This is a genomic window from Streptomyces candidus (assembly GCF_014207445.1).
Classification (GTDB): domain Bacteria; phylum Actinomycetota; class Actinomycetes; order Streptomycetales; family Streptomycetaceae; genus Streptomyces; species Streptomyces candidus.
In genome coordinates, this window is sequence record NZ_JACHEM010000001.1 from 534538 (window position 1) to 559527 (window position 24990).

Annotated in this window: 23 protein-coding genes and 1 pseudogene; 9 read left to right on the forward strand and 15 right to left on the reverse strand. The window is 71.7% G+C overall.

Translation table 11 applies throughout. The features are described from left to right. Window positions 1-120: 120 nt before the first annotated feature. The 4 genes from HNQ79_RS02360 to HNQ79_RS02375 form a co-directional block, all read right to left on the reverse strand. Entirely contained in the window at window positions 121-1398 is a 1278-nt protein-coding gene (locus HNQ79_RS02360; RefSeq protein WP_185026237.1) for a deoxyguanosinetriphosphate triphosphohydrolase, read from the reverse strand. 354 nt (window positions 1399-1752) lie between these two features. Continuing rightward, a complete protein-coding gene (locus tag HNQ79_RS02365) occupies window positions 1753-2346 on the reverse strand; it encodes a GNAT family N-acetyltransferase (RefSeq protein WP_185026239.1) in 594 nt (197 codons plus the stop codon). A gap of 172 nt (window positions 2347-2518) precedes the next feature. Next, window positions 2519-2872, reverse strand: a complete 354-nt coding sequence (locus HNQ79_RS02370) for a PRC-barrel domain-containing protein (protein ID WP_185026241.1) — start codon at window positions 2870-2872, stop codon at window positions 2519-2521. A 262-nt stretch (window positions 2873-3134) separates the two neighbouring features. Then, window positions 3135-3305 carry a hydrophobic protein gene (locus tag HNQ79_RS02375; RefSeq protein WP_185026243.1) on the reverse strand — a complete coding sequence of 57 codons (171 nt, stop codon included), beginning with the start codon at window positions 3303-3305 and terminating at the stop codon, window positions 3135-3137. Window positions 3306-3477: 172 nt separating this feature from the next. Here HNQ79_RS02375 and HNQ79_RS02380 point away from each other — a divergent pair, with 172 nt between their 5' ends. Beyond that, the gene (locus tag HNQ79_RS02380) at window positions 3478-4158 is read left to right on the forward strand and encodes a SanA/YdcF family protein (protein WP_185026246.1); all 681 of its coding nucleotides are present in this window, start codon (window positions 3478-3480) and stop codon (window positions 4156-4158) included. 145 nt (window positions 4159-4303) lie between these two features. On the opposite strand, the gene HNQ79_RS02385 is transcribed toward HNQ79_RS02380, so the two are convergent. Further along, the gene (locus HNQ79_RS02385) at window positions 4304-4636 is read right to left on the reverse strand and encodes an I78 family peptidase inhibitor (RefSeq protein WP_185026248.1); all 333 of its coding nucleotides are present in this window, start codon (window positions 4634-4636) and stop codon (window positions 4304-4306) included. 352 nt (window positions 4637-4988) lie between these two features. Between HNQ79_RS02385 and HNQ79_RS02390 the strand changes: the two genes are divergently transcribed. Together HNQ79_RS02390 and HNQ79_RS02395 are read left to right on the forward strand one after the other, a co-directional pair. Further along, window positions 4989-5831: a hypothetical protein gene (locus HNQ79_RS02390; protein ID WP_185026250.1), complete on the forward strand. Its 843-nt coding sequence runs from the start codon at window positions 4989-4991 to the stop codon at window positions 5829-5831. A 20-nt stretch (window positions 5832-5851) separates the two neighbouring features. Further along, window positions 5852-7132, forward strand: a complete 1281-nt coding sequence (locus tag HNQ79_RS02395; RefSeq protein ID WP_185026252.1) for an ATP-binding protein — start codon at window positions 5852-5854, stop codon at window positions 7130-7132. A gap of 26 nt (window positions 7133-7158) precedes the next feature. On the opposite strand, the gene HNQ79_RS02400 is transcribed toward HNQ79_RS02395, so the two are convergent. Beyond that, a complete protein-coding gene (locus tag HNQ79_RS02400; RefSeq protein ID WP_185026254.1) occupies window positions 7159-7794 on the reverse strand; it encodes an NADPH-dependent FMN reductase in 636 nt (211 codons plus the stop codon). A 129-nt stretch (window positions 7795-7923) separates the two neighbouring features. Between HNQ79_RS02400 and HNQ79_RS02405 the strand changes: the two genes are divergently transcribed. From HNQ79_RS02405 to HNQ79_RS02415, 3 genes and pseudogenes are all read left to right on the forward strand, one after another. After that, on the forward strand, window positions 7924-8736 hold the full coding sequence (locus tag HNQ79_RS02405) for an aminotransferase class IV (RefSeq protein ID WP_185026256.1): 813 nt from the start codon (window positions 7924-7926) through the stop codon (window positions 8734-8736). A 298-nt stretch (window positions 8737-9034) separates the two neighbouring features. After that, a complete protein-coding gene (locus HNQ79_RS02410) occupies window positions 9035-9619 on the forward strand; it encodes a GVDTG sorting domain-containing protein (protein ID WP_185026258.1) in 585 nt (194 codons plus the stop codon). 164 nt (window positions 9620-9783) lie between these two features. Further along, window positions 9784-10521: pseudogene (locus HNQ79_RS02415) on the forward strand (class F sortase); the annotation flags it as partial. A 115-nt stretch (window positions 10522-10636) separates the two neighbouring features. Here the strand turns inward: HNQ79_RS02415 and HNQ79_RS02420 are convergent. From HNQ79_RS02420 to HNQ79_RS02430, 3 genes are read right to left on the reverse strand one after another with little or no spacing between them, the layout of a single operon-like run. After that, the gene (locus HNQ79_RS02420) at window positions 10637-11422 is read right to left on the reverse strand and encodes a sulfite exporter TauE/SafE family protein (RefSeq protein WP_185026262.1); all 786 of its coding nucleotides are present in this window, start codon (window positions 11420-11422) and stop codon (window positions 10637-10639) included. Window positions 11423-11459: 37 nt separating this feature from the next. Next, window positions 11460-11672, reverse strand: a complete 213-nt coding sequence (locus HNQ79_RS02425) for a hypothetical protein (RefSeq protein WP_185026264.1) — start codon at window positions 11670-11672, stop codon at window positions 11460-11462. Between the two features lie 12 nt (window positions 11673-11684). Beyond that, the gene (locus HNQ79_RS02430) at window positions 11685-12995 is read right to left on the reverse strand and encodes a ferredoxin reductase family protein (RefSeq protein WP_185026580.1); all 1311 of its coding nucleotides are present in this window, start codon (window positions 12993-12995) and stop codon (window positions 11685-11687) included. Window positions 12996-13374: 379 nt separating this feature from the next. Between HNQ79_RS02430 and HNQ79_RS02435 the strand changes: the two genes are divergently transcribed. Next, window positions 13375-13695 carry a putative quinol monooxygenase gene (locus HNQ79_RS02435; RefSeq protein ID WP_185026266.1) on the forward strand — a complete coding sequence of 107 codons (321 nt, stop codon included), beginning with the start codon at window positions 13375-13377 and terminating at the stop codon, window positions 13693-13695. 36 nt (window positions 13696-13731) lie between these two features. Here the strand turns inward: HNQ79_RS02435 and HNQ79_RS02440 are convergent, their stop codons facing one another. Further along, window positions 13732-14148 (reverse strand): VOC family protein, encoded by a 417-nt coding sequence (locus tag HNQ79_RS02440; RefSeq protein ID WP_229923140.1) that lies wholly within the window; start codon window positions 14146-14148, stop codon window positions 13732-13734. A 611-nt stretch (window positions 14149-14759) separates the two neighbouring features. Here HNQ79_RS02440 and HNQ79_RS02445 point away from each other — a divergent pair. Then, on the forward strand, window positions 14760-15920 hold the full coding sequence (locus tag HNQ79_RS02445) for an alkaline phosphatase PhoX (protein WP_185026268.1): 1161 nt from the start codon (window positions 14760-14762) through the stop codon (window positions 15918-15920). Here HNQ79_RS02445 and HNQ79_RS02450 read toward each other — a convergent pair. From HNQ79_RS02450 to HNQ79_RS02470, 5 genes are all read right to left on the reverse strand, one after another. Continuing rightward, window positions 15890-16891: an ArsR/SmtB family transcription factor gene (locus tag HNQ79_RS02450; RefSeq protein WP_185026592.1), complete on the reverse strand. Its 1002-nt coding sequence runs from the start codon at window positions 16889-16891 to the stop codon at window positions 15890-15892. The two genes, HNQ79_RS02445 and HNQ79_RS02450, sit on opposite strands and share 31 nt — an antisense overlap. Window positions 16892-17488: 597 nt before the next feature. After that, window positions 17489-20227, reverse strand: coding sequence for a pyruvate, phosphate dikinase (gene ppdK, locus HNQ79_RS02455; RefSeq protein WP_185026270.1), 2739 nt, complete (start codon window positions 20225-20227; stop codon window positions 17489-17491). A gap of 377 nt (window positions 20228-20604) precedes the next feature. Beyond that, window positions 20605-21732 carry a tRNA dihydrouridine synthase DusB gene (dusB, locus tag HNQ79_RS02460; protein WP_185026273.1) on the reverse strand — a complete coding sequence of 376 codons (1128 nt, stop codon included), beginning with the start codon at window positions 21730-21732 and terminating at the stop codon, window positions 20605-20607. Window positions 21733-21895: 163 nt separating this feature from the next. Beyond that, window positions 21896-22108, reverse strand: a complete 213-nt coding sequence (locus HNQ79_RS02465; RefSeq protein ID WP_185026275.1) for a DUF6243 family protein — start codon at window positions 22106-22108, stop codon at window positions 21896-21898. A 248-nt stretch (window positions 22109-22356) separates the two neighbouring features. After that, window positions 22357-23742 carry a glycine--tRNA ligase gene (locus HNQ79_RS02470; protein WP_185026277.1) on the reverse strand — a complete coding sequence of 462 codons (1386 nt, stop codon included), beginning with the start codon at window positions 23740-23742 and terminating at the stop codon, window positions 22357-22359. 217 nt (window positions 23743-23959) lie between these two features. Between HNQ79_RS02470 and HNQ79_RS02475 the strand changes: the two genes are divergently transcribed. Continuing rightward, the gene (locus HNQ79_RS02475) at window positions 23960-24982 is read left to right on the forward strand and encodes a metal ABC transporter substrate-binding protein (protein WP_185026279.1); all 1023 of its coding nucleotides are present in this window, start codon (window positions 23960-23962) and stop codon (window positions 24980-24982) included. The last annotated feature ends 8 nt before the right edge of the window (window positions 24983-24990 follow it).

Here is a 24990-nt window from a genome sequence, read left to right on the forward strand (position 1 = left end):
CGACGGGCCCGCGAGCGCAGGCCGTTCCAGGGGGCCGCGACGGCCCCGCGAGCGGCGCGCTGCGGGCCCTCGCGCCGCTCGGGGCCGGGCCTCCGCTTGCCCGGCGGCTCCGGTCGTCGCCTACCGTCGCGTCAGTCGCCCGTGCAGGGAGCGTGCCGAGGCGTCCGTGAGGGCCGCGATCTGGTCGACCAGGACCCTTTTGCGGGCGCGGTCGTCCTCCGCCGTGTCGTACAGGGCGCGGAACTGGGGGTCCAGTCCGTCGGCCGGGCGGGCCGTCAGTGCCTCGGCCAGTTCCGCGATGACGATGCGCTGGTCGGCGCGCAGGCGTTCCTGTTCCTCGCGCTGCATGACGTACCGGTCCGCGACCGCCTTCAGCACCGCGCACTCGTTGCGCGTCTCGCGCGGGACGACCAGTTCGGCGGCGTACCGGGTGAGCCGGCCGTCCCCGAAGGCGGCCCGGGTCGCGCTCTCCGCCGCGAGGCAGAAGCGGCCGATGAGCTGGCTCGTCGCGTCCTTCAGGCGGGCCTGGGCGAGGGCCGAGCCGTCGTACCCGTGCGGCCACCACTCCTGGTCCATGAGCCGGTCCAGGGCCTCGGCCAGTTCGGCGGGGTCGGTGTCCTCGGGGACGTAGCGGCCCAGGGCCACCCGGTAGATCTCCCGGCGTTCCGGTTCGGCGAGGAGGAGGTTGGGGTCCAGGTGCCCGGCGTGCAGGCCGTCCTCGAAGTCGTGTACCGAGTACGCGACGTCGTCGGACCAGTCCATGACCTGCGCCTCGAAGCACTTGCGGTACTCGGGGGTGCCTTCGCGGACCCACAGGAAGACGGGGAGGTCGTCCTCGTACACGCCGAACTTCACGGAGCCGGGGTCGGTGGGGTGGCTGCCGCGCGTCCACGGGTACTTGGTCGCGGCGTCCAGGGCGGCCCGGGTGAGGTTGAGGCCGACACTGACGAGTTCGCCGCTCCGCGGATCGTGCACGAAGCGTTTGGGTTCGAGGCGGGTGAGCAGGCGCAGCGACTGTGCGTTGCCTTCGAAGCCGCCGCAGTCCTTGGCGAAGTCGTTCAGGGCCAGTTCGCCGTTGTGGCCGAAGGGCGGGTGGCCCATGTCGTGGGAGAGACAGGCCGCTTCGACGAGATCCGGGTCGCAGCCCAGGGCGGCCCCCAGCTCCCGGCCGACCTGCGCGCACTCCAGCGAGTGCGTGAGCCGGGTGCGGGGGCTGGAGTCCCAGACCTGGCTCCGGGAGCCGGGGGTCACGACCTGTGTCTTTCCGGCGAGGCGGCGCAGTGCGGCGGAGTGCAGCACGCGGGCGCGGTCGCGCTGGAACGCGGTCCTGCCGGGCCGTTTGTCGGGCTCGGCGTCCCAGCGCTGTGTCGCGGCCGAGTCGTATGCGGTGCTTTCCATAGGACGACCGTAACCGCAGGGGCCGACAGTCATGCGTGCTTCGATGCGCAGGTCAGGAAGCGGTACGGGCAGCAGTTCGGGGAGCGGTGCCGGTTGCGCCGGCGATATCAGGCGGGCGAGGGCGGCCGGGGTGCGGTCCGTGTGCCGTTGCGCGAGATCCGGCCGAGCCGGGTGGAGAGCTGGGCGGTGATACGGGCCAGAAGCTCGCCGGTGCTCTCCAGGGGCAGGGCGGGGGCCTCGCGTGCCGCGTTGCTCTGGGGTGCACCGGGTCCATCGGGTGCTTCGCGTGCCGCGTGCGTCCGTTGTGTCTCGTGAGACGCACATGTGCCACGCGTCCGCTGTGCCTCGCGTGCGTCACGCATCCGCGCCCGCTGTCCCTCGCGCGCCCCGCCGGGCCTCCGTGCCGCTCCGTGCGTGGTGGTTCGCGGTGTCGCGGGCTCCGTCGACATGCGTCCGATCCTCCCTGCCGGGGACGGCGCCCACGTGGCGCGGGAGCAGCGGCTGCCGCCGGGCGCGCCAGGTGAGCCTCTTGAAGAGGTGCACGTCCTCGTTCCCGCCGGGGATGCCGGGCGTGCGCCCTGTCTCCGCGTACCCCAACCCCCGGTAGAAATCGGGTGCTTGGAAGGTGAAGGACGAGACGGCCACCCCCTCGCAGCCGCGCCGCAGCGCTTCCTCCTCGGCGGCCCGCATCAGCGTGCGCCCCCAGCCGGCGTGCCGGGCGTCCTCCCGTACCCAGAGCATGTCGACGGAGCAGAGACCGCCCCAGGTGGAGCCGGTGAGGCCTCCGACCAGTTCGCCCCGGTCGTCGGTGACGCGGACGGACAGTTCCTGTTCGTCGTACGCGCCTGTCGCCCGGTGGTTGAAGTCGGTGAGTTCCTTGTCGAGACGGTCCTGGAGGTCCTCGTCCTGGGCGCCGATCCGTACGGCCGCCCTGTCGCCGGTCGTCATGCGGCGAGTATGCAGCGCCTTCCGGCCCGGCCCCAGCGGTTTTGACCCGTCCCGCACGCCGGACCACGGCTCCTCCCCCGCCCCGCACGCGGGACTGGTGCTCCTCCCCCGCCCCGCACGCCGGAACGGCCGGGGACGAGGTCCCCGGCCGTTCCTGGGCTGCGCGGTCCGCTCAGACGCGCCGGTGCCTGCCGTAGTAGCCACCGACCTGGTCGTGGTAGCCCGGGTCGCCCACGTGCTTGTCCTTGTCGAACTCGGGCGCGTCCTTGATCTGGTCCTTGGTGAGGTCCACGTAGATCTTCTTCTCCGCCGCGTCCACCCGCTTGACGGTGCCCGCGGGCAGCAGCACGTGCTTGCCGAAGATCCAGACGCCGGTGTCGACGACGAGGTAGGCGGAGCCGACCTCGTCGGAGTGCTTGTCGACCTTGCCGATGCTTCCGTCCGTCGCCTCGACCTTGTAGTCGGTGAGGGTGGTGCCCGGCTGGTGGCCGGACGTCGGCTGGTAGCCCCAGATGTTCTCGCTCATGAACAGCTCCTTCATCGTCGGCAGTTGTACCGGTCGAACCAGGGAAAGTGATCCGCCGTCATGTGCAACCTGCGGAATTTCCCGCACCGGCCGAGTGCCCGGACTTCCGGCTTCTACACGGAGTCACCCGCTTCGGCCGGAATTCACCGGGGCACGGGCCGCGGAAAACGGGGTACGGCGGAAATGCGGGCGGCCCGGGCGGAAATACGCCCGGGCCGCCCGCAAGGGACCGTGGTCCTACTACTCCTCCGTCACACCCCGTCTACCAGCGGTACCAGCGGCCACGTCGGCCACCAGGACCGTTGGAACGCGCGACGAATCCGAGAAGCCACAGCACCAGGAGCGCGAGCGCCACCCACATGAGGGCCTTTACTGCGAATCCGGCACCGAAAAGGATCAGGATCAGGATCAGGACGAGAATCAGGGGAACCATCGTTATCAACCTCCGCCACTCGTGTGCCCTCTGATAAGCGCACCATGCGCTGCGCAATAGCACAAGTTCGCGGAAATCCCCAGGGGAACGGCGGAACTGCCGGGACCCGTCACGCGTCGCAAGGACACGGAGGCACGGCCGCCGGGGCAGTGCGGGGCAGCAGGGGAACAGCATGCGGGTTTTCGGTCGGGGGACGGGGAAGCGGCCCCGGAAACGGCGCGTGGCACAGGCGGTGATGGCCGGATGCGTACTGGCGCTGCTGCCGTCCACGTGGACGTACGCGACCGCCGACGGGCGCGTCGGGGAGGTGGCACAGGCGCCCGCGCGGGATGTGGCGATCGTCTTCGGGGCGGGCCTGTGGCGCGGGGAGCCCACTCCGTACCTGGCGCGGCGGCTGGACGCGGCGGCCGAGCTGTACCGGGCGGGGAAGGTGCGCGTGGTGCTGGTGACCGGGGACAACGGGCGCGCGGAGTACGACGAGCCCGATGCGATGCGCGCCTATCTGGTGCGGCACGGGGTGCCGGACGGGCACGTCGTGAGCGACTTCGCCGGGTTCGACACCTGGGACTCGTGCGTGCGCGCGAAGAAGATCTTCGGGGTGGACCGGGCCGTACTGGTCAGCCAGGGCTTCCACATCCGGCGGGCCGTCGCCCTCTGCGACGCGGCGGGCGTCGAGGGCTTCGGCGTCGGCGTGGCCGACGTACACGACGCGACCTGGTACTACGGCGGCGCGCGGGAGATGTTCGCGGCGGGCAAGGCCGCACTGGACGCCGTGCTCAAGCCCGACCCGCACTTCCTCGGCGAGCGGGAGGCGGGGGTGAGCGAGGCGCTGGCCGGGAGCGCGGGACGCTGACCCGCCGGCCGCCGACCCGGCCGGTGCCCGCGCGCCGCGGGACAGGGCGGGCGGCGCGCCGCGGGTGACCGGTCCCCCGCGCCCCCGCACCCGCACCCCCCGGAACGGGCGGCGCGACGGGCACCGGGCAGGGCGGCGGGAGGGATCAGCCGAAGTCGACGTGCGTGATGGTGTCGTGCTCGTCGACGTGGACGTTCACCCGGTCCTCGACGTAGTCCATCGTCGTGAAGGAGCCGGGCGTGATGACGCGGTACGGCTGGGGCAGGTCGCGCTCGTGGACGAGGCGGTCGACGGGCATGGAGGCAGGGGGCTGCTTCCCGTCCCGTACGAGCGTCCTGCCCACCCACTGCTGGTGGTCGGGTGCGACGGCCACCGCCGGCAGGCCGGATCCGGCCGCGTGGGACTCGGCCGCGGGCGCGAAGAACGTCGCGGCCAGGGCCGCCGCCGTGAACAGGGTCTTGAGGTGGGTGCTGTGCATGCACCGCAGGTTGCTACTCGACGCGCGCAACTGCCAAACCGCTTGCACCCGTTCGAGTGCGTCACCCGCCCGACTGTTCGTCAACCACCCGTAAGTCCACCCCTCGAAGGCATGAGTGTGCGGGGGCGGGGCCGTGCGAGGGCGCGACGGAGGAGCCGGAGTGGCGTCACAAGGGCGGGCCGGCGGTGCGCGGGCGGGACAGTTGAGCGGGGCCGTACGCATGGCTGTTACAGAATGTCCGGACCGCCGTGATGCACAGTGCCTAAGGTCGGGGGACCCACGGTGGCGGCCGGGACCCCCGGGCGCTCCCCCCATACCCCACAGGCGGCATCCCCCACCCATGCCTCTCCGCATGTCTCTCCGTACGTACCCGCGCGGGGGCCGCGCGCGCGTCGCCGCACCGGCCGCCGCGGCGTCCCTGTGCGCCGTGCTCGCGGCCTGCGGCGCTCCCTCGGGACTCGGCAGGAGCGAGCCGGCCCCGGCCGCCAGCGCCCAGCCGGTCCCCGAGAAGCTCTGGTCCGACTGGTCGCCGGAGTCGTCCTCGCCCTCGGACGCCGGCACCGACCCGGAGCTGCAGCCCGCCCCCGAGCCGCTGTCCGGCGCCCCTGCCGTGCCCGCGGGCGGGTTCTCCGCACTGGACCAGGTGACGGTGCTGCGCGCCGACCCGCGGATGAAGGCGCTCACGCAGGACGGCGTCCGGCGCGAACCGGGCGCGCCCGGCATCCGGCCGGCGGAGCTGCGGGACCTGACCGGCGACGGACGCAACGAACTGATCAGCGCGGTGGACCTGGAGAGCGGACGGGTGGTGGTGGCGGTGTACACGCAGCGCGGGTCGCAGATCGTGCCGATCCTGCACACCAGTGGGGTACGGCCGGTGATCGAGGCCGTCGGCGTCGACCTGGTCGTCCGGGGGTCAGCGACCGACGGCGGCGAGCAGAGCGTCCGCTACCGCTGGGACGGCAACCGGATGATCACCGTCAGCGAAGTACGGAGCTTCCGCACGGACAACGGATCCACGGCACCGGACACCCGCCCGGAGCCGGACACCCCGGCCCCGGCACCAGGTACGGAACCCGGGGTGCCGCCGTCCTCGGTGCCCACTCCCGCTCCCCCGCGCCAGGACCCCGGCCAGCACAACGAGCCGGTCCCCGGCGCCCCCGGCCGCACCCCCGCCGCTCCCGGGTCCGCCCGGTGATCCGCCGGACCGTCCGCCGCGTGCGGACCTTCGTCGCCGGGCTCAGCCTCCGCTGGAAGATCGCCGCACTGCCGGCCGCCGGAGCCGCGCTGGTGGCGCTCGCCATCGGCGCCCTGATCCACCAGGCCCGCAGCGCGCAGGTCGCCGGCACCGCGCGCGAGGCGGCGGTGGCCGAGCTGTACCGGGTGCGGCAGCTGTACGAGCTGACCGGGCGCGTCGACCCGCGCGACACCGGCGCCGCCCTCGACGCCGCCGACCTGCCGCCCGCCCTGGCCGCCGACGCCCGCGGGGGCAACCGCAACACCTATCTCGACCTGTCCGGTCCTGACCCCGCCGTGTGGGCGGCCAGGCCGGTCGGCGAGCACGTGCTGTCGGTGCGGCTGCCGCTGGGCGCGCAGCGCGCGGAGATCCGCGAACTGGACCGGAACCTGGTCGTGTGGGGGGCGCTGGTCGTCGCGCTCGCCGCGCTCGGCGGGACGGCCGTCGCCTCCCGGCTGAGCCGCCAGCTGCGCACTGCCGCGGCCACCGCCCGCCGGATCAGCGACGGCGACCTGGACGCCCGCATCGCGGGCCGCCCAGGGGGCCCGCCCGGGTCGTCCGGCAAGGACGAGGTCGCCGAACTGTCGGCCGCCGTCAACACCATGGCGGCCTCCCTCCAGCGCCGCATCGAGGCCGAGCGGCGGTTCACCGCCGACGTGGCGCACGAGCTGCGCACCCCGCTCACCGGGCTGCAGACGGCCGCCGAGCTGCTGCCGCCGGGGCGGCCCACCGAGCTTGTGCGGGGCAGGGTGGCCGTCCTGCGCACGCTGACCGAGGACCTCCTGGAAGTCGCCCGGCTGGACTCGGACACCGAGGTGCCGGACCTCGTGGTGCGCCCGCTGGGCAAGCTGGTCGCCTCGGCCACCGCACAGCTGGAGTGCCCGTTCGCGATGCCCGAGGGCCGCGACACGTACGTGACGACCGATGTGCGCAGACTGGAGCGGATCGTCACCCACCTCGTCACCAACGCCCGCCGGCACGGCGCGGATCCGGTGGAGGTGCGCGTCGAAGGCCCGCGCCTGGTGGTCCGCGACCACGGGCCCGGATTTCCACGGGCGCTGCTGGTGGACGGCCCGCAGCGGTTCCGCACCGGGGCAGCGGAACGCGGGCGGGGCACCGGGCTCGGGCTGACGATCGCGTTCGGCCAGGCGCGGGCGATCGGCGCCGAGGTGGAACTCTTCAACGACCCGGACGACGGGGGCGCGGTGGCCGTGGTGACGCTGCCCCGGGCGCAGCCGGAGGAACAACGGGAAGAGGGGTAGGCCGACCGCCTCCGGCCGTGCGGCCGCTAGGCGGCGAAGGGGCGGACGGACTTGGCGTCGCGCAGGGCCTGGGCCCACCAGGTGAGCTGGGTCAGGAGCGACTTGACGGCCGCCTCGGCCGCTTCGGGCTCGGTGTGCCGGCCGTCCTGGTCGAACTGGCCCCACGGCCCGTGGAAGGAGACGGTGTCACGAAGGGTGACGGCGTGCAGTTCGGCGAAGACCTGGCGCAGGTGCTCGACGGCGCGCAGACCGCCGGAGAGCCCGCCGTAGGAGACGAAGCCGACCGGCTTGGCGTGCCATTCGACGCCGTGCCAGTCGATCAGGTTCTTGAGGCCTGCGGGGTAGGAGTGGTTGTACTCGGGGGTGACGACGACGAAGGCGTCCGCCGCCGCCAGCTGGGCGGAAGTGCGGGCGAGTTCCTTCGCCACCTGCCCGGAGGGGCGGGAGGAGAGCGCGGTCGGCAGTTCGACCTGTGCCACGTCGACGACCTCGCTCTCCAGCCCGCCGAACTGCTCGGCGCGGGCGAGGAACCAGTCGGAGATGACGGGCGCGAACCGGCCCTCACGGTTGCTCGCGACGATCACGGCGAGCCGCAGGGGCCTGCCGTTGTGGGAGTCGGCGGCGGAGGCGGAGGCGTGGAATGCGGTGCTGTTGATGTCCATGCCGAGAACGTTCTTACGTCAAGTTGGGTTGAGGTCAAGCGGCTCCGGAAGACGTGTGTCCCGGGGCCGGTACGGAGTGCGCACGGCGGCGGTTCTCTGCGGCCGTCACGGGGCGACTAGCGTGAGCGGATGACGCATTCCTCGCACCCCGCCCCGTACACCGAGATCGACGGCCGCACACCGACCGCACCAGAAATGCATGCCGTGCTCCCTCAGCTCACCTCCGGATACGGCCACTTCACTGCCGCCCAGGTCCGCGACGGCCGCGTTCGCGGGCTGGATCTGCACCTGGCGCGGCTGACCGCGGGAACGCGCGAGCTGTTCGGCGCGGACCTCGACGGGGAGCGGATACGCGAACTGCTGCGGCACGCGCTCGCCGGTGCGGGGGTACGGGACGCGTCGGCGCGGGTGCACGTCTACGGCTCGGGGTACGGTCCCGACGTCCCGCTCACCGTCGTGATCACCATCCGTCCGCCGATGGCGCCGCCGGTCGCGTCGCTGAGCCTGCTCCCGGTGCCGTACCTGCGCCCGGTCCCGCACGTGAAGCACCTCGGCTCGTTCGCCCAGACGTACTACACGCTTCTCGCCGAGCGGCAGGGCCACGACAGCGCCCTGCTCACCGGACCGGACGGGGAGATCTCGGAGGGCGCCGTCACCAACATCGTTTTCCACGACGGGAGTTCGCTGGTCTGGCCGGACTCCCCCGCATTGCACGGCATCACGCAGGCCCTGCTGGAACGCCACCTCCCGGCCGCCGGCCCGGCGTCGGTGCGCCGTCCGGTCACCCTCGCCGACCTCCCCGCGTACCGTGCGGCCTTCGTCACCAACTCGCACGGCATCGCGGCGGTGCACCGCATCGGCGACACCGAATTCCCGGTGGACGCGGAGTTGCTGAAGACGCTCACGGAGGTCCACGACTCGGCACCCTGGGACGCCGTCTGAGACCGCCGCGTACGGAGACGCCCGGCAGGGAGGCGGGCCAAACGGGTCCGTGGCGGGCGGGACGGGCGGCCGGGACCCGCCCGCCGTCAGGACGGCCACCCCCTCACCCATTCGGACCGGTCCGCCTACGGAAGCCCTGTTACCCCCGGTGACCTGCGCTTACTGTCCCGCATACGAGTGACGGCGTCCCCCCTTACCACCCCGTCTCCGCCCTCTCGGCAGGCGCGCCGGGCCGCCCGCCGCTTATCTCGAAGACAGAGACCAGCACGAGTACGAGCGGTACGTCACGGAGGCCCGCATGCGCCAGCCCGCCCTCATCCGACCGGCCCGCACGGCCCTCGTCACGGCCGTCGCCGCGCTCGCGCTGGGCGCCGCCGTGGGCGGGTCGGCGTACGCGGAGGACACCGGACCGGCGATGCTGGAGTTCAACCCGCCGACGGTCTCGCCCGGCACGGTCGTCACGGTCAACACCACCGCGTGCGGGCCCGGGACGAAGGGCACCGGCGACGCCTCCTCGCTCGGCCTGGGCGACTTCGTGATGGAGCCGGGTACCCACAAGGAAGTGCTGGTCGGGCAGTTCACGGTCCCCCCGGGCACCGCACAGGGCGACTACGGGGTCACGGTGGACTGCGTGGACGGCATCGGGGCGGCGACGGGCGATCTGTGGGTGACGGGCGGCACGGGGCCGAGTACCGGCCCGTCCCACACCGTGCACCCCACCGCCCCCACCGCCCCCACCGGACACGTCCGTACCGGTGTCGGCGGTGGTACGTCCGCCCCGGGCACCTCCCAGATCGCGGCGGGAGTGGCCCTGCTGGCCGCGTCCGCCGTGGGCGGCACCTGGCTGCTGCGCCGCCGGGCGAGCGGCTCGCGCGGCGGCTGAGCCGTCGACGCCCGCGCCCCCGCCCTTCACCATGAGTCCCGGGCGGGGACGCGGGCCCGCCACCCGTACCGACCCCGCCCGCACCGGCAGCACCGGCCGTACGCATCCGGACGGGCACACGCACGCAGGACGAGAGGCCGTACGCACGAGTGGGAGCGCCGCCTATGCATGTGCCCCGTGAGCCGGTGGGCGCGGACCGCGCCCGGCTGCGCACCCAGTGCGCCGCGGTGGTGATCGCCGCGCTCAGCGGACTGTGGCTGATCCAGGACGGCGCGGCGGACGGCGTCGCCCCGCCGCAGCCGAGCGCCGCCGAGGCGTTCGCGCCCGACCGCGCAGACCGGTCGGGGGCGCGGTCCGGGAGCCCGGACCTGCCCGCGGGCCCGCGGGCCTCCGGGCAGGCGGGCGAGCGACCCGGTACCGGACCCGCGACCGCCGCCCCGGCTCCCCTCCCCCCGTCCGCCCCGGTGCGCCTGCGCATCCCGCAGATCCGGGTGGACACCCCGCTGACCGGCCTGGGGCTCGACGCCTCGGGCGGCCTCGACGTACCACCGAGGGACGAGGCGAACCTCGCGGGCTGGTACCGGGACGGCACCCCGCCGGGCTCCACCGGGACGGCCGTCGTCGCCGGCCACGTCGACACGGCCACCGGCCCGGCCGCCCTCTACCGCCTCGGCTCGCTCCGCAAGGGACACACGGTGGAGGTGCTGCGCGAGGACGGCCGCACCGCCGTCTTCACGATCGACGCGATCGAGGTGTACGACGCGGCCGACTTCCCCGACAGCAAGGTCTACGGCAGGTCCGCGCGCCCGGAACTCCGCGTGATCACGTGCGGCGGCGGCTTCGTCGAGGGCAAGGGCTACCGGGGCAATGTGGTGGTGTACGCCCACCTCACGGGCGTGAAGCCGGTACGGGAAGCAGCGCGGGAGCCCGCCCGGCAGGCCGCACGGCAGGCGGTTCGGGAGCCCGCTCGGCAAGCAGTACGGGAAGCCGCCCCGGCACCCGGTCCCGCCCCCGCGCTCATGCCGCCACCCACTGGTCGTACGCCAGTTTCGCGACCAGCGTGAAGACGACCACCAGCAGCACCACCCGCACGAATCCGCTGCCCTTCTTGAGCGCGGTGCGCGCCCCGAGCATCGCCCCCGCGAGGTTGAAGGCCGCCAGCAGCAGCCCCAACTGCCACAGCACGTATCCCTGGTAGGCGAACATCGCCAGCGCGCCGGCGTTCGTGCACACGTTGACGATCTTCGCGGTGGCGGAGGCGGTCACCATGTCGAAGTGCAGGATCGCGGTCAGCGCGAGCACCAGGAAAGTTCCGGTGCCGGGCCCGAACAGTCCGTCGTAGAAGCCGATGCCGAGCCCCGCCAGGGCGATCGCGGCGAGGATCCGCTGCCGCGTGGCGGGCCCGGTGGCCGGGGCGGTACCGAAGCCGGGCCGGAAGATGACGAAGGTGCCGACGCCGACCAGCACCACCATGATCATGGGGCGCATGACCCCGTTGCTGATCCCGGCGGCGAAGAAGGCGCCGGACATGGACCCGGCGAGCGCGGCCAGCCCGACGCGTACCGCGATCTTCACGTCGACGGGTGTCTTGCGGACGTAGGTGATCGCGGCCCCCGTCGTGCCGACGATGGCGACCGCCTTGTTCGTCCCGAGGGCGAACGTGCTCGCCATGGTGCCCGGCAACCCCATGACCAGCGCCGGAAGCAGCAGCAGTCCGCCTCCGCCGACCACCGCGTCGATCCATCCGGCGGCCGCGGCCGCCACGCACAGGAGCAGGATCGTGGTCAGCGATATATCGGGCATGACCACGACTGTATGGAGCGCAACCGCCCCGCGTCACTTACTCACTTGAATCTTGAGCGAAATCTGAGCTGCCCGCGGCGGGCCGGTCCGGCATCCGGTCGGGTGCGGGCGGCGCGGCCGGTTCGACGAGGACGACCAGGCAGGCGGCGGCCAGGGCGCTCGCTCCGAGCAGGCCGCCGGCGACGTGCCGACGGGCGCGCTCGGCGACGGCGGCGGGCCGGACGGGGACGGGTCTGCGGTGTCGTGCCATGTCAGCGTGTCCTCAGTGAGTGAAGTTCTCGGTGTGGATGCGGGCGTCCGGCACCCCGGCCCGCCGCAGCGACGCCACCGCCGCGTCCGCCATGCCGGGCGGCCCGCACAGGTACACGTCGTGCTCGGCGATGTCGGGCAGCAGGTCGTGCAGGGCCCGGGGGGCGAGCGGGTCGTATCCGGAGTCCGACGCGCCCAGCAGGAAGTGCAGGCCGGCCCCTGTGCGCCGGGCGATCTCCTCCAGCTCCGCGCGCAGCACCAACTGTCCCGCGTGCCGCGCCCGGTAGAGCAGCGTCACCTCCCCGGGGCCGCCCGGCAGCGTCTCGAAGAGCGCCCGCATCGGGGTGATTCCCACTCCGCCCGCGATCAGCAGCACCTTCCGCCGGGTCCGCCGGTGCGCGGTCATCGCCCCGAAGGGCCCCGTCGTCACCACCCGCGTCCCCGCGCGCAGCCGCCGCAGCCGCCGCGTGTGGTCCCCGGCGGCCTTCACCGTGATCCGGAGCATGTCGTCCTTCACCGGCGCCGACAGCGAGAACGGCAGCGCCGTGTGCCAGACGCGCCGTTGCAGGAACCGCCAACGGAAGAACTGCCCCGGCTCCGCCCGCAGTTCCGCCACCCCGATCCCCTGCACCAGCACGGACACGACGCCCGGCCCCTCGTCCCGCACCTCGCACACCCGCAGGCTGTGCCGCAGGGCCTGCCGCACCGGCACCACGGCCCGGTACCAGACCAGCAGCACCGCCACTCCCGCGTGCAGCAGCGCCCACCCCCACAGCGTCACCGGGCTCCCGGCCACATCGGGCCCGACCAGCTGGTGCGCGAAGGCCAGCGCGGCCCCCACGTACGTCAGCAGGTGGACGGCCCGCCACGCCTCGTGCCCGACCTTCCTCCGCACGGTGCGTACGGAACTCACCCCGGCCGCCGCCAGCAGCACGGTCCCGGCCGTCGCGGCGAGGATCCCGCCGTAGCCGAGCAGGTCGACGGCGGCTGTGAACAGGTCCACGTCCGCGTGCACGGCGTACCCGCACAGCGCGAGCAGGCCGTGCCCCGCGCACAGCGACAGCACGTGCCGTCCGCCCCGGGCGTGCCACCGTGCGAGCCGGTCCGCCCCCACCCCGTGCTCGACGGCCGGCACCCGCGCCATCAGGAACAGCATGACGAGCACCCCGTACCCCGCGAGCAGCCCGCTGAGATGCGCCGCGGACGCGAACACCGCGTCCAGCCGGAACGACGGGACCGCCTGCACGCCCCAGGTCACGCACACCACGCCGATCCCGCCGACGATCCCGGCCCGCACGGTGCGGGGGGACAGCCGCGACGGCATCCGCACGGCCACGGCGGCAGGTGGTGTGCGGGTCATGGGCGGCACCCCGGGACCCGCCGTCGCCGCCACGGCCCCCGGCCCCCACGGGGCCCCCGCCACGGCGGCGGTCCGGGGGGCGGCGGCAGGGACGTATGCGCGGGACAGATATGCCGCCAGGGCGGGGTGGGCATCTGCCTGCGGCGGGGTGGCCTCGATCGTCACGCCGCCGAATCTAGACCCACCAGGTGGCGCGAACAGGCTGGTCAGGGGCCGTACGACGGTTCCTTAAGGCAGCCTTGAGACAGCCCTGAAGGGGGATTAAGGGCAGTACGGGACGGGGCGCCGCACCGGGCAGGATCGGGGACCGGCGGCGGCGTACCGGCCGTCCTAGAATGACCCAATGATCTTTATTGTCGTGAAGTTCCCCGTCAAGCCCGAGTACGTCGACTCCTGGATGGAGCACGTGGACGCGTTCACCTCGGCGACACGCGCCGAGCCCGGCAACCTGTGGTTCGAGTGGTCCCGCAGTGTCGAGGACCCCCACGAGTACGTGCTGGTGGAGGCCTTCCAGGACGACGCGGCCGAGGCACACGTGACCTCGGACCACTTCCGCGCGGGCCTGGACGCGATGCGCCCGTTGCTGCGCCGCACGCCCCGCATCGTCAGCCCAACGATCGAGGGCGCGACGGGCTGGAGCGAGATGGGCGAACTCCGGATCTGAGCCGGCCGGGCGAAGGGGCGGAGGCGGCGCGGGCGCTCAGCCCTCGACGACCGCCGGGTCCATCCAGACGACCTCCCAGTTGTGCCCGTCGGGGTCCTGGAAGGAGCGGCCGTACATGGTGCCGTAGTCCATCGGCTCGTTCGCGGGGGTGGCGCCCGCCGCGAGGGCCGCGTCGCAGAGTTCGTCGACCTTGGCGCGGCTCTCGGCGCTGATCCCGATGAGAGCCTCGGTGGTGGTCGCCGTGTCCGCGATGTCCTTCTTGGTGAACTCCTTGAAACGCGGTTCGGTCAGGAGCATCACCACGATGGTGTCGCTGATGACCACCGACGCGGTCTTGTCGTCCGAGAACTGCTTGTTGATCGTGAAGCCCAGCTCGACGAAGAAGTTCTTCGAGACCTCCAGGTCCTTGACGGGGAGGTTCAGGAAGATCATCTGCGGGGTCTGCTGCGACATGATGCGTTCTCTCGTCTCTGTCGGTCCGGCGCGGCCCCTGTGCCGTCGCCCTTCACCGATATAGACCGGGGGCGAGCCGAAAAATCATCGCCTCCGGGAAGAAAAATGACACAGCATTCGAACGCGCGCCGCGGGAAGGCCGAGGACACCGCCCGCACCCACGCCGAGGGCGACTGCCAGTGCGGTGCGAGCCGTACGGTCACGGCCTCCCCGGCGCGTTCCCTGGCGGCCTTCACGTACCCGGAGGTGCGCCGGCGGTGGCTCCCGGGCAGCGGGTTCGCGCTCCGTACCCACCGGCCCGCCGCCGCACTGACCGCCGACTGCACGCACCGAGGTGCCGGGACCCCGGGCGGTGGCGGCCGCGGAGGAGTTCTGGAAGGAACGACTCGGCGCGCTGAAGGCGTTGCTGGAACAGTGCTCCCGGACCGTGTGCGCGGCGTTCGGCACGCCGTCGTCCCTCCGGCGGGCCGGCGTTCAGGCGCCTCGCCCGGGGCGCGCGACAGTCCCGCAGCGACGAGTGATCTCCTTGCATTCACCGGGAGTTGACGCCATGTCAATTCCCTACTCCTATGTTCCGTTGTCACACCGTCCCCACCCCCCAGGAGTGAGACATGGAACGCCGTACTTTCCTGCGCACCGCCGTCATGGGCACCTCCGCCGCCGCGTTCGGCGGCACGTTGTGGCGCGGCGCGGCGCACGCCGACCCCGCGCAGCCGGGAGCCGGGCCGTACGGGGCGCTGCGCGCCGCCGACGCCAACGGCATCCAGCTGCCGGCCGGATTCACCAGCCGGATCGTCGCCAGATCCGGGCAGAAGGTCGCCGGTACCTCGTACACCTGGCACAACGCCCCCGACGGCGGCGCCTGTTACGCCGACGGCACCGGCTGGATCTACGTCTCCAACTCGGAGATCAACCCCTCCGGCGGCGCGGGCGCGATCCGCTTCTCCGCCACCGGCGCGATCACCTCCGCGTACCGCATCCTGTCCTCCACCCGGCAGAACTGCGCCGGCGGCACGACCCCGTGGAACACCTGGCTGTCCTGCGAGGAGGTCGACCGGGGCTATGTGTACGAGACCGACCCGTGGGGCGTGAAGGCGGCCGTCCGCCGTGACGCCATGGGGCGCTTCAAGCACGAGGCGGCGGCGGCCGACCCGGTGCGCAAGGTCGTCTACCTCACCGAGGACGTCTCGGACGGCTGCTTCTACCGGTTCACCCCCACCACCTGGGGAAACCTTTCCGCAGGCAAGCTGGAGGTGCTGCGGATGGGCTCGGGCACCAGCGGCCCGGTCACCTGGGCCACCGTCCCCGACCCGTCCGGCGCGTCCACCGCCACCCGCAACCAGGTCTCCGGCGCCAAGCGCTTCACCGGCGGCGAGGGCTGCTACTACGCGAACGACGTCTGCTTCTTCACCACCAAGGGCGACAACCGGGTCTGGAAGTACGACGCCGCTGCCCAGCGCCTCGACCTCGCCTACGACGACTCCCTGGTCACCGGCGGCAGCGCGCCCCTCACCGGCGTCGACAACGTCACCGGCACGGCCTCCGGCGACCTCTACGTGGCCGAGGACGGCGGCAACATGGAGATCTGCGTGATCACCCCCGCCGACGTCGTCTCGCCGTTCCTGCGCATCGGCGGGCAGTCCGGCTCGGAGATCACCGGCCCCGCCTTCTCGCCCGACGGCAAGCGGCTGTACTTCTCCAGCCAGCGCGGTACGTCCGGCAGCTCGTCCGGCGGCATCACCTACGAGGTGACGGGCCCGTTCCGGGCGTAGATCGGCTGCTGCGCCACGGGGGCCGTCCCGCCGCCGCCCCGCAGCAGGGCGGCCCCCAGCGGCGTCAGCGAGTGCAGCACGGCGCTGCCGTGGCGCAGGGTGTCCACCAGCCCCGCCTCCCGCAGCACGCACGCGTGCTGGCTGGCGGAGGCGAGCGACACCCCGGCCCGGCGGGCCAGCTCGCTCGTCGTACAGCCGTGCTCGATGGCCCGCAGCACCGCGGACCGGGTGTGCCCGACGAGGCGGCCGAGGTACGGGGCGGACGGGGCGTCGGGGGTACGGGGGGTGGCGTGCTCCACGGGGTACACCAGCACCGGCGGCAGCTTCTGGTCGTACAGCATCACCGGCGCCCCCTGGCAGAAGAAGGACGGCTGGAGCCGCAGCCCCCGTCCGCCCAGGTGCACTTCGCGCTCCGCGGGATAGTCCGCCTCCAGCACGGGAGGGCGCCAGCGCAGTCCCGGCGGCAGCGAGGCGAGCAGCGCGTCCGTGCCGCCGTCGAGGAGGGCACGGCCCCTGGCTGCCCGGTCGGCCTCGATGCGGGCGCGCAGGTGCGGCCAGTACGGGGCGACCGCGGCCCGGTGATGGTCGCCCAGGGCATCCACGAGAGCTCCGAGCGCCGGAGGATCCTTCGCCTCGCCCGTCACGAGGCCGACCTCCTCGGCCACCCGCTCCTCCGGCGTGGCCCGCACCGCGGCCACCCCTTCCTCCCACCCCTGCACGCCCTCCGCGGGGGTGAGGAAGTCGGGGAAGTAGCCGCGCGGCGGCACCACGGACGCGAGCATGCGGCGTCCGCCGCTTCTGCCGCCGCTCGCCAGCCGGGTCCGCGCCTCGCTGCGCCACTGGCCGTACACCCGCCCGCCGCGCCGGTCACGCAGCCGGTGGAAGCTCAGGACCGTCTCCCACAGGGCGTCCGGACGGGCGGCGATCCGCACCCGTGCGAGGTCCTCCCCCGTGAAGTGGATACGCAGCACCACCGACCCAACTCCCCACCCTAGCCCGTCGATTGCATCCGCAACCATTGCCCCTGTCGAGTATGCACGCACTTACACCCGGTCACCACGGCCTTTCGGCCACACTTGAAACGGCTCGCGGCGCCGGGTGGCCGGGCGGGAAGCTGGGCGGTGTCGGACGGACGGTTGCGGTGCGACACCGAATGGGCGGGGCGAAGGCCGTGGGGGGCTTCGTCTTGCTTGACGGCGGTGTGCACGGCGGCGGAGTCGGTCGTCCGGCTCAGGTGCCGGGGCGCGGTGAACGGGTGGGGATCCGTACACCGCGCCCCGCACCGTGCGACCAGCACCCATGAACGAAGGTCAACTTTTCAACTGCCACTTTGCAGCCTGGAGTTGAACTCCACTCTTCGCAAGGGGCTCCGAGCGGGCGCCCCGCGTTCCGCAGCTCTCCGCGGCCGTGCTCCGTCCGGCGCGGCGCCCGTGGCCGCGGGGGCCGGACACGCCGGAGCGGCGGCACCCCCGCACAGGGTGCCGCCGCTCCGCAGGAGCCGGATCGTTCGCCGGGGTGAGGGTGGGTGAGGTTCCGGCGGCGGATCCGGTGGTCTCGCGGGAAGGACGTCAGCGGCTGTCGCTGCCCGCCGACTGGGCCGCCGCGCGGCCCGCTTCCAGCCGGGCGACCGGAATACGGAACGGGGAGCAGGAGACGTAGTCCAGGCCCACCTCGTGGAAGAAGTGGACGGACTCCGGGTCGCCGCCGTGCTCGCCGCAGACGCCGAGCTTGAGGTCGGGGCGGGTCCTGCGGCCGGCCTCGACGGCCTGCTTCACCAGCGCGCCGACGCCGTCGCGGTCGATCGTCTCGAACGGGGAGACGCCGAAGATGCCCTTTTCGAGGTACGCGGTGAAGAAGGACGCCTCGACGTCGTCGCGGGAGAAGCCCCACACCGTCTGGGTCAGGTCGTTGGTGCCGAAGGAGAAGAACTCCGCGGCCTCCGCGATCTGACCGGCGGTGATGGCGGCGCGCGGCAGCTCGATCATCGTGCCGAGCGCCAGCTTGAGGTCGATGCCGTGGGCCGCCTCGACCTCGGCGATGACCGTCTCGGCCTCCTCGCGGACGAACTCCAGCTCCTGCACGGAGCCGACGAGCGGGATCATGATCTCCGCACGCGGGTCGCCCTTGGCGTTCTTGCGGGCGGCGGCGGCCTCGGCGATGGCGCGGATCTGCATGGTGAACAGGCCGGGGATGACCAGGCCCAGGCGGACGCCGCGCAGGCCGAGCATCGGGTTCTGCTCGTGCAGGCGGTGCACGGCCTGCAACAGGCGCAGATCGTTCTCGTTGGCGTCCTTGCGGGACTCGGCGAGGGCGACCCGTACCGACAGCTCGGTGATGTCGGGCAGGAACTCGTGCAGCGGCGGGTCCAGCAGGCGGACGGTGACCGGCAGGCCGTCCATGGCCTCGAAGAGCTCTATGAAGTCCTTTTTCTGCAGCGGCAGCAGGCTCTTGAGGGCGTCCTCGCGCTCGTCGTCGGTGTCCGCGAGGATCAGCTTCTCGACCATCTCGCGGCGCTCACCGAGGAACATGTGCTCGGTGCGGCACAGGCCGATCCCCTGGGCACCGAAGCGGCGGGCGCGCAGCGCGTCCTCGGCGTTGTCGGCGTTGGCCCGCACCCGCAGCCGGCGGCGGCGGTCCGCGTACGCCATGATCCGGTGCACGGCCTCGACCAGCTCGTCGGCGTCGTCGGCGCCGGCGTGCATCCGGCCCTCGAAGTACTCGACGACCGGCGAGGGGACGACCGGGACCTCACCGAGGTAGACCTTGCCGGAGGAGCCGTCGATGGAGACGACGTCGCCCTCCTCGACCACGGTGCTGCCGACGGTCAGGCGGCGGCGCTTGGTGTCGACCTCGATCTCCTCGGCACCGCAGACACACGTCTTGCCCATGCCGCGGGCGACGACGGCGGCGTGGGACGTCTTGCCGCCGCGCGAGGTCAGGATGCCCTCGGCGGCGATCATGCCGTCGAGGTCGTCGGGGTTGGTCTCGCGGCGGATCAGGATGACCTTCTCGCCGGAGCGCGACCACTTGACGGCCGTGTACGAGTCGAAGACGGCCTTGCCGACAGCCGCGCCCGGCGAGGCGGCGATGCCGCGGCCCAGCAGCTGCGTCTTCGCTTCGTCGTCGAAGCGCGGGAACATCAGCTGGGCGAGCTGGGCACCGTTGACCCGCTGGAGGGCCTCCGCCTCGTCGATCAGGCCCTGGTCGACGAGCTGCGTGGCGATGCGGAACGCGGCACCGGCGGTGCGCTTGCCGACGCGGGTCTGGAGCATCCAGAGCTGACCGCGCTCGATGGTGAACTCGATGTCGCAGAGATCCTTGTAGTGGGTCTCCAGCGTCTCCATGATCTGCATGAGCTGGTCGTACGACTTCTTGTCGAGCGACTCCAGATCGGCGAGCGGGACGGTGTTGCGGATGCCCGCCACCACGTCCTCGCCCTGCGCGTTCTGCAGGTAGTCGCCGTAGACGCCCTGGTGGCCGGAGGCCGGGTCGCGGGTGAAGGCGACGCCCGTGCCGGAGTCGGGGCCGAGGTTGCCGAAGACCATGGAGCAGACGTTGACCGCGGTGCCGAGGTCGCCGGGGATGCGCTCCTGGCGGCGGTAGAGCTTGGCGCGGTCGGTGTTCCACGAGTCGAAGACCGCGTTGATCGCGAGGTCCATCTGCTCGCGCGGGTCCTGCGGGAAGTCGCGGCCGCACGCGTCGGAGACGATCTTCTTGAACTTCTTGACGAGCCTCTTGAGGTCGGCGGCCTCCAGGTCGGTGTCGACCTTCACCTTCTTGGCCGTCTTGGCCTCTTCGAGCGCGTCCTCGAAGAGCTCGCCGTCCACGCCGAGGACGGTCTTGCCGAACATCTGGATCAGCCGCCGGTAGGAGTCCCAGGCGAAGCGCTCGTCCCCGCCGGCCTGCTTCGCGAGCCCGGTGACGGACTTGTCGGAAAGGCCGATGTTGAGGACCGTGTCCATCATGCCGGGCATCGAGAACTTCGCGCCGGAACGGACCGAGACCAGCAGCGGGTCGTCCGCCTGGCCGAGCTTCTTGCCCATCTTCGCCTCAAGGGCGTCGAGGTGCGCGCTGACCTCGTCGCGCAGTTCCTTGGGGGCGTCGCCGCTGTCGAGGTAGACCTTGCAGGCCTCGGTCGTGATGGTGAACCCCGGAGGCACCGGCAGACCGAGGTTGGTCATCTCGGCGAGGTTCGCGCCCTTGCCCCCGAGGAGGTCCTTGAGGTCCCTGTTCCCCTCGGTGAAGTCATAGACGAACTTCTGCGCGGTGGAGTGCGCAACTACGTGGGGTTCTTTGTTTTCCGACACGGGTCTCGGCTCCTCAAAGACGCGGTGGCTGCCCTGACGGCGAGGAACATACCCAGATCGAAGGTGTCTGGGTACGTCTACTTAACCGTCATACGGCTTTAACCGCCTGTCCGCCAGCAGATCGAAAGCGGTCCGCGCCCAGCGCCACCGTCGCCACTCTGTTCAAGAGTCGAACGCATCACCACGGACAGCCAGCACGAGCGCCCGAACGATCGACTCTCGGTGACGCAAGCCAGGGAAAGGTGAAAAAAGAAAGGGTGGCACTGGGTGCCACCCTTTGGGAATTGCATTCCGCCGCTAAGTGCTCATCTGAGCGTCTACACCATCAGGCGTGGCGAGAATCACGCCGCCCACCCTCCGGTACCGGAACTCGGATCTCACCCTCCGGACGTGTCCGATTCCGCTTCGTCACTGATGCCCGCACAGTCGTACGGGTCCTTCAACCAGCCATCCGGCAGGACAACCCGCCCATTACCGGACGTACGGCCACGAGGTCCGTCGGCACCCTCCGGCCACGGCTGGTCCAGATCCAGCTCGCTCAGATGAGCGTCCATCTCGGCCAGCGACGAGGCAGTAGCGAGCCTTTTGCGCATTTCGCCGCCGGTCGAGAACCCCTTCAAATACCAGGCGACGTGCTTCCGGAAGTCGATGACACCGCGTGCCTCGTCACCGATCCACTCCCCGAGCAGTTCCGCGTGGCGCCGCATGACGACCGCGACCTCCCGCAGCGTCGGCGTCACCCGCTCCTCGCGCCCCTCGAAGGCCGCCACCAGGTCGCTGAACAGCCACGGGCGCCCCAGGCAGCCGCGCCCCACCACGACCCCGTCGCAGCCGGTCTCGCGCACCATGCGCAGCGCGTCGTCCGCCGACCAGATGTCGCCGTTGCCGAGCACCGGGAGCTCCGGGACGTGCTCCTTGAGCCGGGCGATGGCGTCCCAGTCGGCGGTGCCGCCGTAGTGCTGGGCGGTCGTGCGCCCGTGCAGCGCGATGGCCGTGACGCCCTCGTCGACGGCGATCCGGCCCGCGTCGAGGAACGTGAGGTGGTCGTCGTCGATCCCCTTGCGCATCTTCATCGTGACCGGCAGGTCCCCGGCGTTCCCGACGGCCTCGTGCAGGATCGCGCGCAGCAGGGGCCGCTTGTACGGGAGGGCCGAACCGCCGCCCTTCCGGGTCACCTTCGGCACCGGGCAGCCGAAGTTCAGGTCGATGTGGTCGGCCAGGTCCTCGTCCACGATCATGCGGACCGCCTTGCCGACGGTGACCGGGTCGACCCCGTACAGCTGGATCGAGCGCGGCGTCTCGGTCGCGTCGAAGTGGATCAGCTGCATGGTCTTCTCGTTGCGCTCGACCAGCGCCCGCGTCGTGATCATCTCGCTCACGAACAGGCCCTTCCCGCCGCTGAACTCGCGGCAGAGGGTGCGGAACGGCGCGTTCGTGATGCCGGCCATGGGAGCCAGCACCACGGGCGGCTGCACGACATGGGGGCCGATGTTGAGCGAGGTCATTAGCTCATTGTCCCCCACGTCCCGCCAAGGCCCCGCCTCGCCGGCCGCCCGCCGGAACGCCCGGCCGGCCCCGCCGACGCGGCAGGGCCCGGACACGGCGTACCGCGGTGTCCGGGCCCTGCGCGGTGTTCAGCCGTCTTCGGGCCGGATCGCCCCGCAGGCGTCAGCTCTGCGCGCTGTCGGCGTCCGCGCCCTGGGTGTCTTCGGGCGCGGCCTTCTCGCGCATTTTGCGCACCAGCTCCGCCTTCTGGTCGGCGGCGCTCTGGCGGTCGGCGTTGCGGTGCGGGCCGTTGTTGGCGCGCTCGTCGCGGGACTGCCTCTTGCGCTGGCCGCCGCCCTGGCCGATGGGGTTGTTGATGTTCTTGCTCGTGGTCACGGGTTCTCCCGGCTGATGTGAAGTGATCTACGGATTTCGTCGGTGGGGGACGGGCGCGGCGACGTCAAGGACGTCTGCAGGGGCCCGTCACGCTCTCACTCGTAAATCGGCGTCTGGAAGAACATGGGTCTGACGGTACCCGCTCCCCGTACCGGGTCGCACCAGATTTCCCGGACGCCGACACGGGTCACGCCGGGGCCCCCGGCCGCGTGGACGCGCACCGGGGGCCCGGGAAAAGTACGAGCGGGTCAGCAGCCGAGCAGCCGGACCGCCAGGTACTCCTGGATCATGTCCAGGGAGACGCGCTCCTGCTTCATGGTGTCGCGCTCGCGCACGGTCACCGCGTTGTCGTCGAGGGTGTCGAAGTCGACGGTGACGCAGAACGGGGTGCCGATCTCGTCCTGACGGCGGTAACGGCGGCCGATGGCGCCCGCGTCGTCGAACTCGATGTTCCAGTTCTTGCGCAGGTCCGCGGCGAGCCCCTTGGCCTTCGGGGAGAGCTGCGGGTTGCGGGACAGCGGGAGGACGGCCACCTTGACGGGGGCCAGTCGCGGGTCGAGACCCATGACGACGCGCTTCTCCATGACGCCCTTGGCGTTGGGCGCCTCGTCCTCGCGGTACGCGTCGAGCATGAACGCGAGCATCGCGCGGTTGACACCGGCGGCCGGCTCGATGACGTACGGCGTCCAGCGCTCGTTGGCCTCCTGGTCGAAGTAGACCAGGTCGTGGCCGGAGGCCTTGGAGTGCGCCTTCAGGTCGAAGTCGGTGCGGTTGGCGACGCCTTCGAGCTCGGAGAACTCACTGCCGCCGAAGTTGAAGCGGTACTCGATGTCGGCGGTGCGCTTGGAGTAGTGCGAGAGCTTCTCGGCCGGGTGCTCGTACCAGCGGATGTTCTCGGGGTTGATGCCGAGGTCCAGGTACCAGTTCCAGCGCTGCTCCATCCAGTATTCCTGCCACTGCTCGTCCTCGCCCGGCTTGACGAAGAACTCCATCTCCATCTGCTCGAACTCGCGCGTGCGGAAGATGAAGTTGCCCGGAGTGATCTCGTTCCGGAAGGACTTGCCCATCTGCGCGATGCCGAACGGCGGCTTCTTGCGGGAAGTCTGCTGCACCTGGGCGAAGTTGGTGAAGATGCCCTGTGCGGTCTCGGGGCGCAGGTACGCGGCGGAGCCGGTGTCCTGGGTGGGGCCGAGGTGCGTCTGGAGCATGCCGGAGAACTGCTTGGGCTCGGTGAACTGGCCCTTGGTGCCGCAGTTCGGGCAGTTGACGTCGGCCAGGCCGTTCTCGGGGGCACGGCCGTGATGCTTGGCCTCGTACGCCTCGATCAGGTGGTCGGCGCGGTGCCGCTTGTGACAGGCGGTGCACTCGGTGAGCGGGTCCGAGAAGGTCTGGACGTGACCGGACGCCTCCCACACCTCGGGGGCAAGGATGACCGACGAGTCGATGCCGACCACGTCCTCGCGCCCGACGACCATCGCACGCCACCACTGGCGCTTGATGTTCTCCTTGAGTTCGACACCCAGCGGACCGTAGTCCCAGGCAGCCCTGGAGCCGCCGTAGATCTCACTGCACGGGTAAACGAAGCCACGGCGCTTGCTCAGGCTGACGATGGTCTCGATCTTGTCGGCGGCCACGGTGCTCTCTTCATTACGACGACGAAGGTCTGTGAGGTTTGCCGGTCCCACTGACTGCCCCCGGCGCGCGGTCCCCCTGCACGACCACGACCCGGCGCGGCCCGGCGAATGCCTCAGGTTACCGGCGTGCAGGGGCCCTGGATCAAATCGGTATGGGGGACAGAGCGGACAACAGCACTATTGACAATCGTTTCCACTTTTGTTGAAAATGACTGTCATGAACGTACGACGCCTCATACCTGTCACCGCCACCGCTGTCGCGGTCTCCCTCGGCCTGGTCACCCTCTCGGCCTGCGGGGGCCCCTCGACCGCGGCGGACACCAAGAACGGGGACGGCGCCGGCAAACTGAACGTGATCGCGTCGTTCTACCCCCTGCAGTACCTGGCCGAGGAGATAGGCGGCGACAAGGTCGCCGTCACCCCGCTCACCAAGCCGGGCGTCGAGCCGCACGACCTGGAGCTGAAGCCCAGGCAGACCGCGGAACTCTCCGACGCCGACCTGATCGTCTACCTCAAGGGCCTCCAGCCGGCCGTCGACGAGGCCGTGAAGCAGTCCGGGGCGAAGGCCACCGTCGACGCCACGTCCCTGACGAAGCTGGAGGCGCACGGCACCGCGGCGGGCGGCCACGAGCACGGCGAGGGCGAGGAACACGGCGACGAACACGCGGAGAAGGAGGAGGCCGGGCACGAGGGCCACGGCCACGGCCACGACGAGGCCGGCTCCGACCCGCACATCTGGCTGGACCCGGTGAAGTACGCCGAGGTCGCCCAGGGCGTCGGCAAGGCCCTGGAGAAGGCCGACCCGGACAACGCCGCGACGTACCGGAAGAACACCGACACCCTGGTCGGCAAGCTCGACGGCCTGAACACGGCGTTCAAGAACGGCCTGAAGAACACCACCACCAAGACCTTCATCACCACCCACTCCGCCTTCGGCTACCTCGCCGAGCGGTACGGTCTGGAGCAGGAGGGCATCAGCGGCGTCGACCCCGAGTCGGAGCCCAGTCCCGCCCGCATCAAGCAGCTCCAGAGGATCGCGAAGGAAGACAAGGTCAACACCGTCTTCTTCGAGACCCTGGCCAGCGACAAGACCGCCAGGACCCTCGCCGCGGACACCGGCCTGAAGACGGACGTCCTGGACCCGCTCGAAGGCATCACCGACAAGTCCAAGGGCTCGGACTACATCGAGGTCATGCAGTCCAACCTCGACGCGCTGAAGAAGGCCCTCGGCGCCAAGTGATCCCGTCC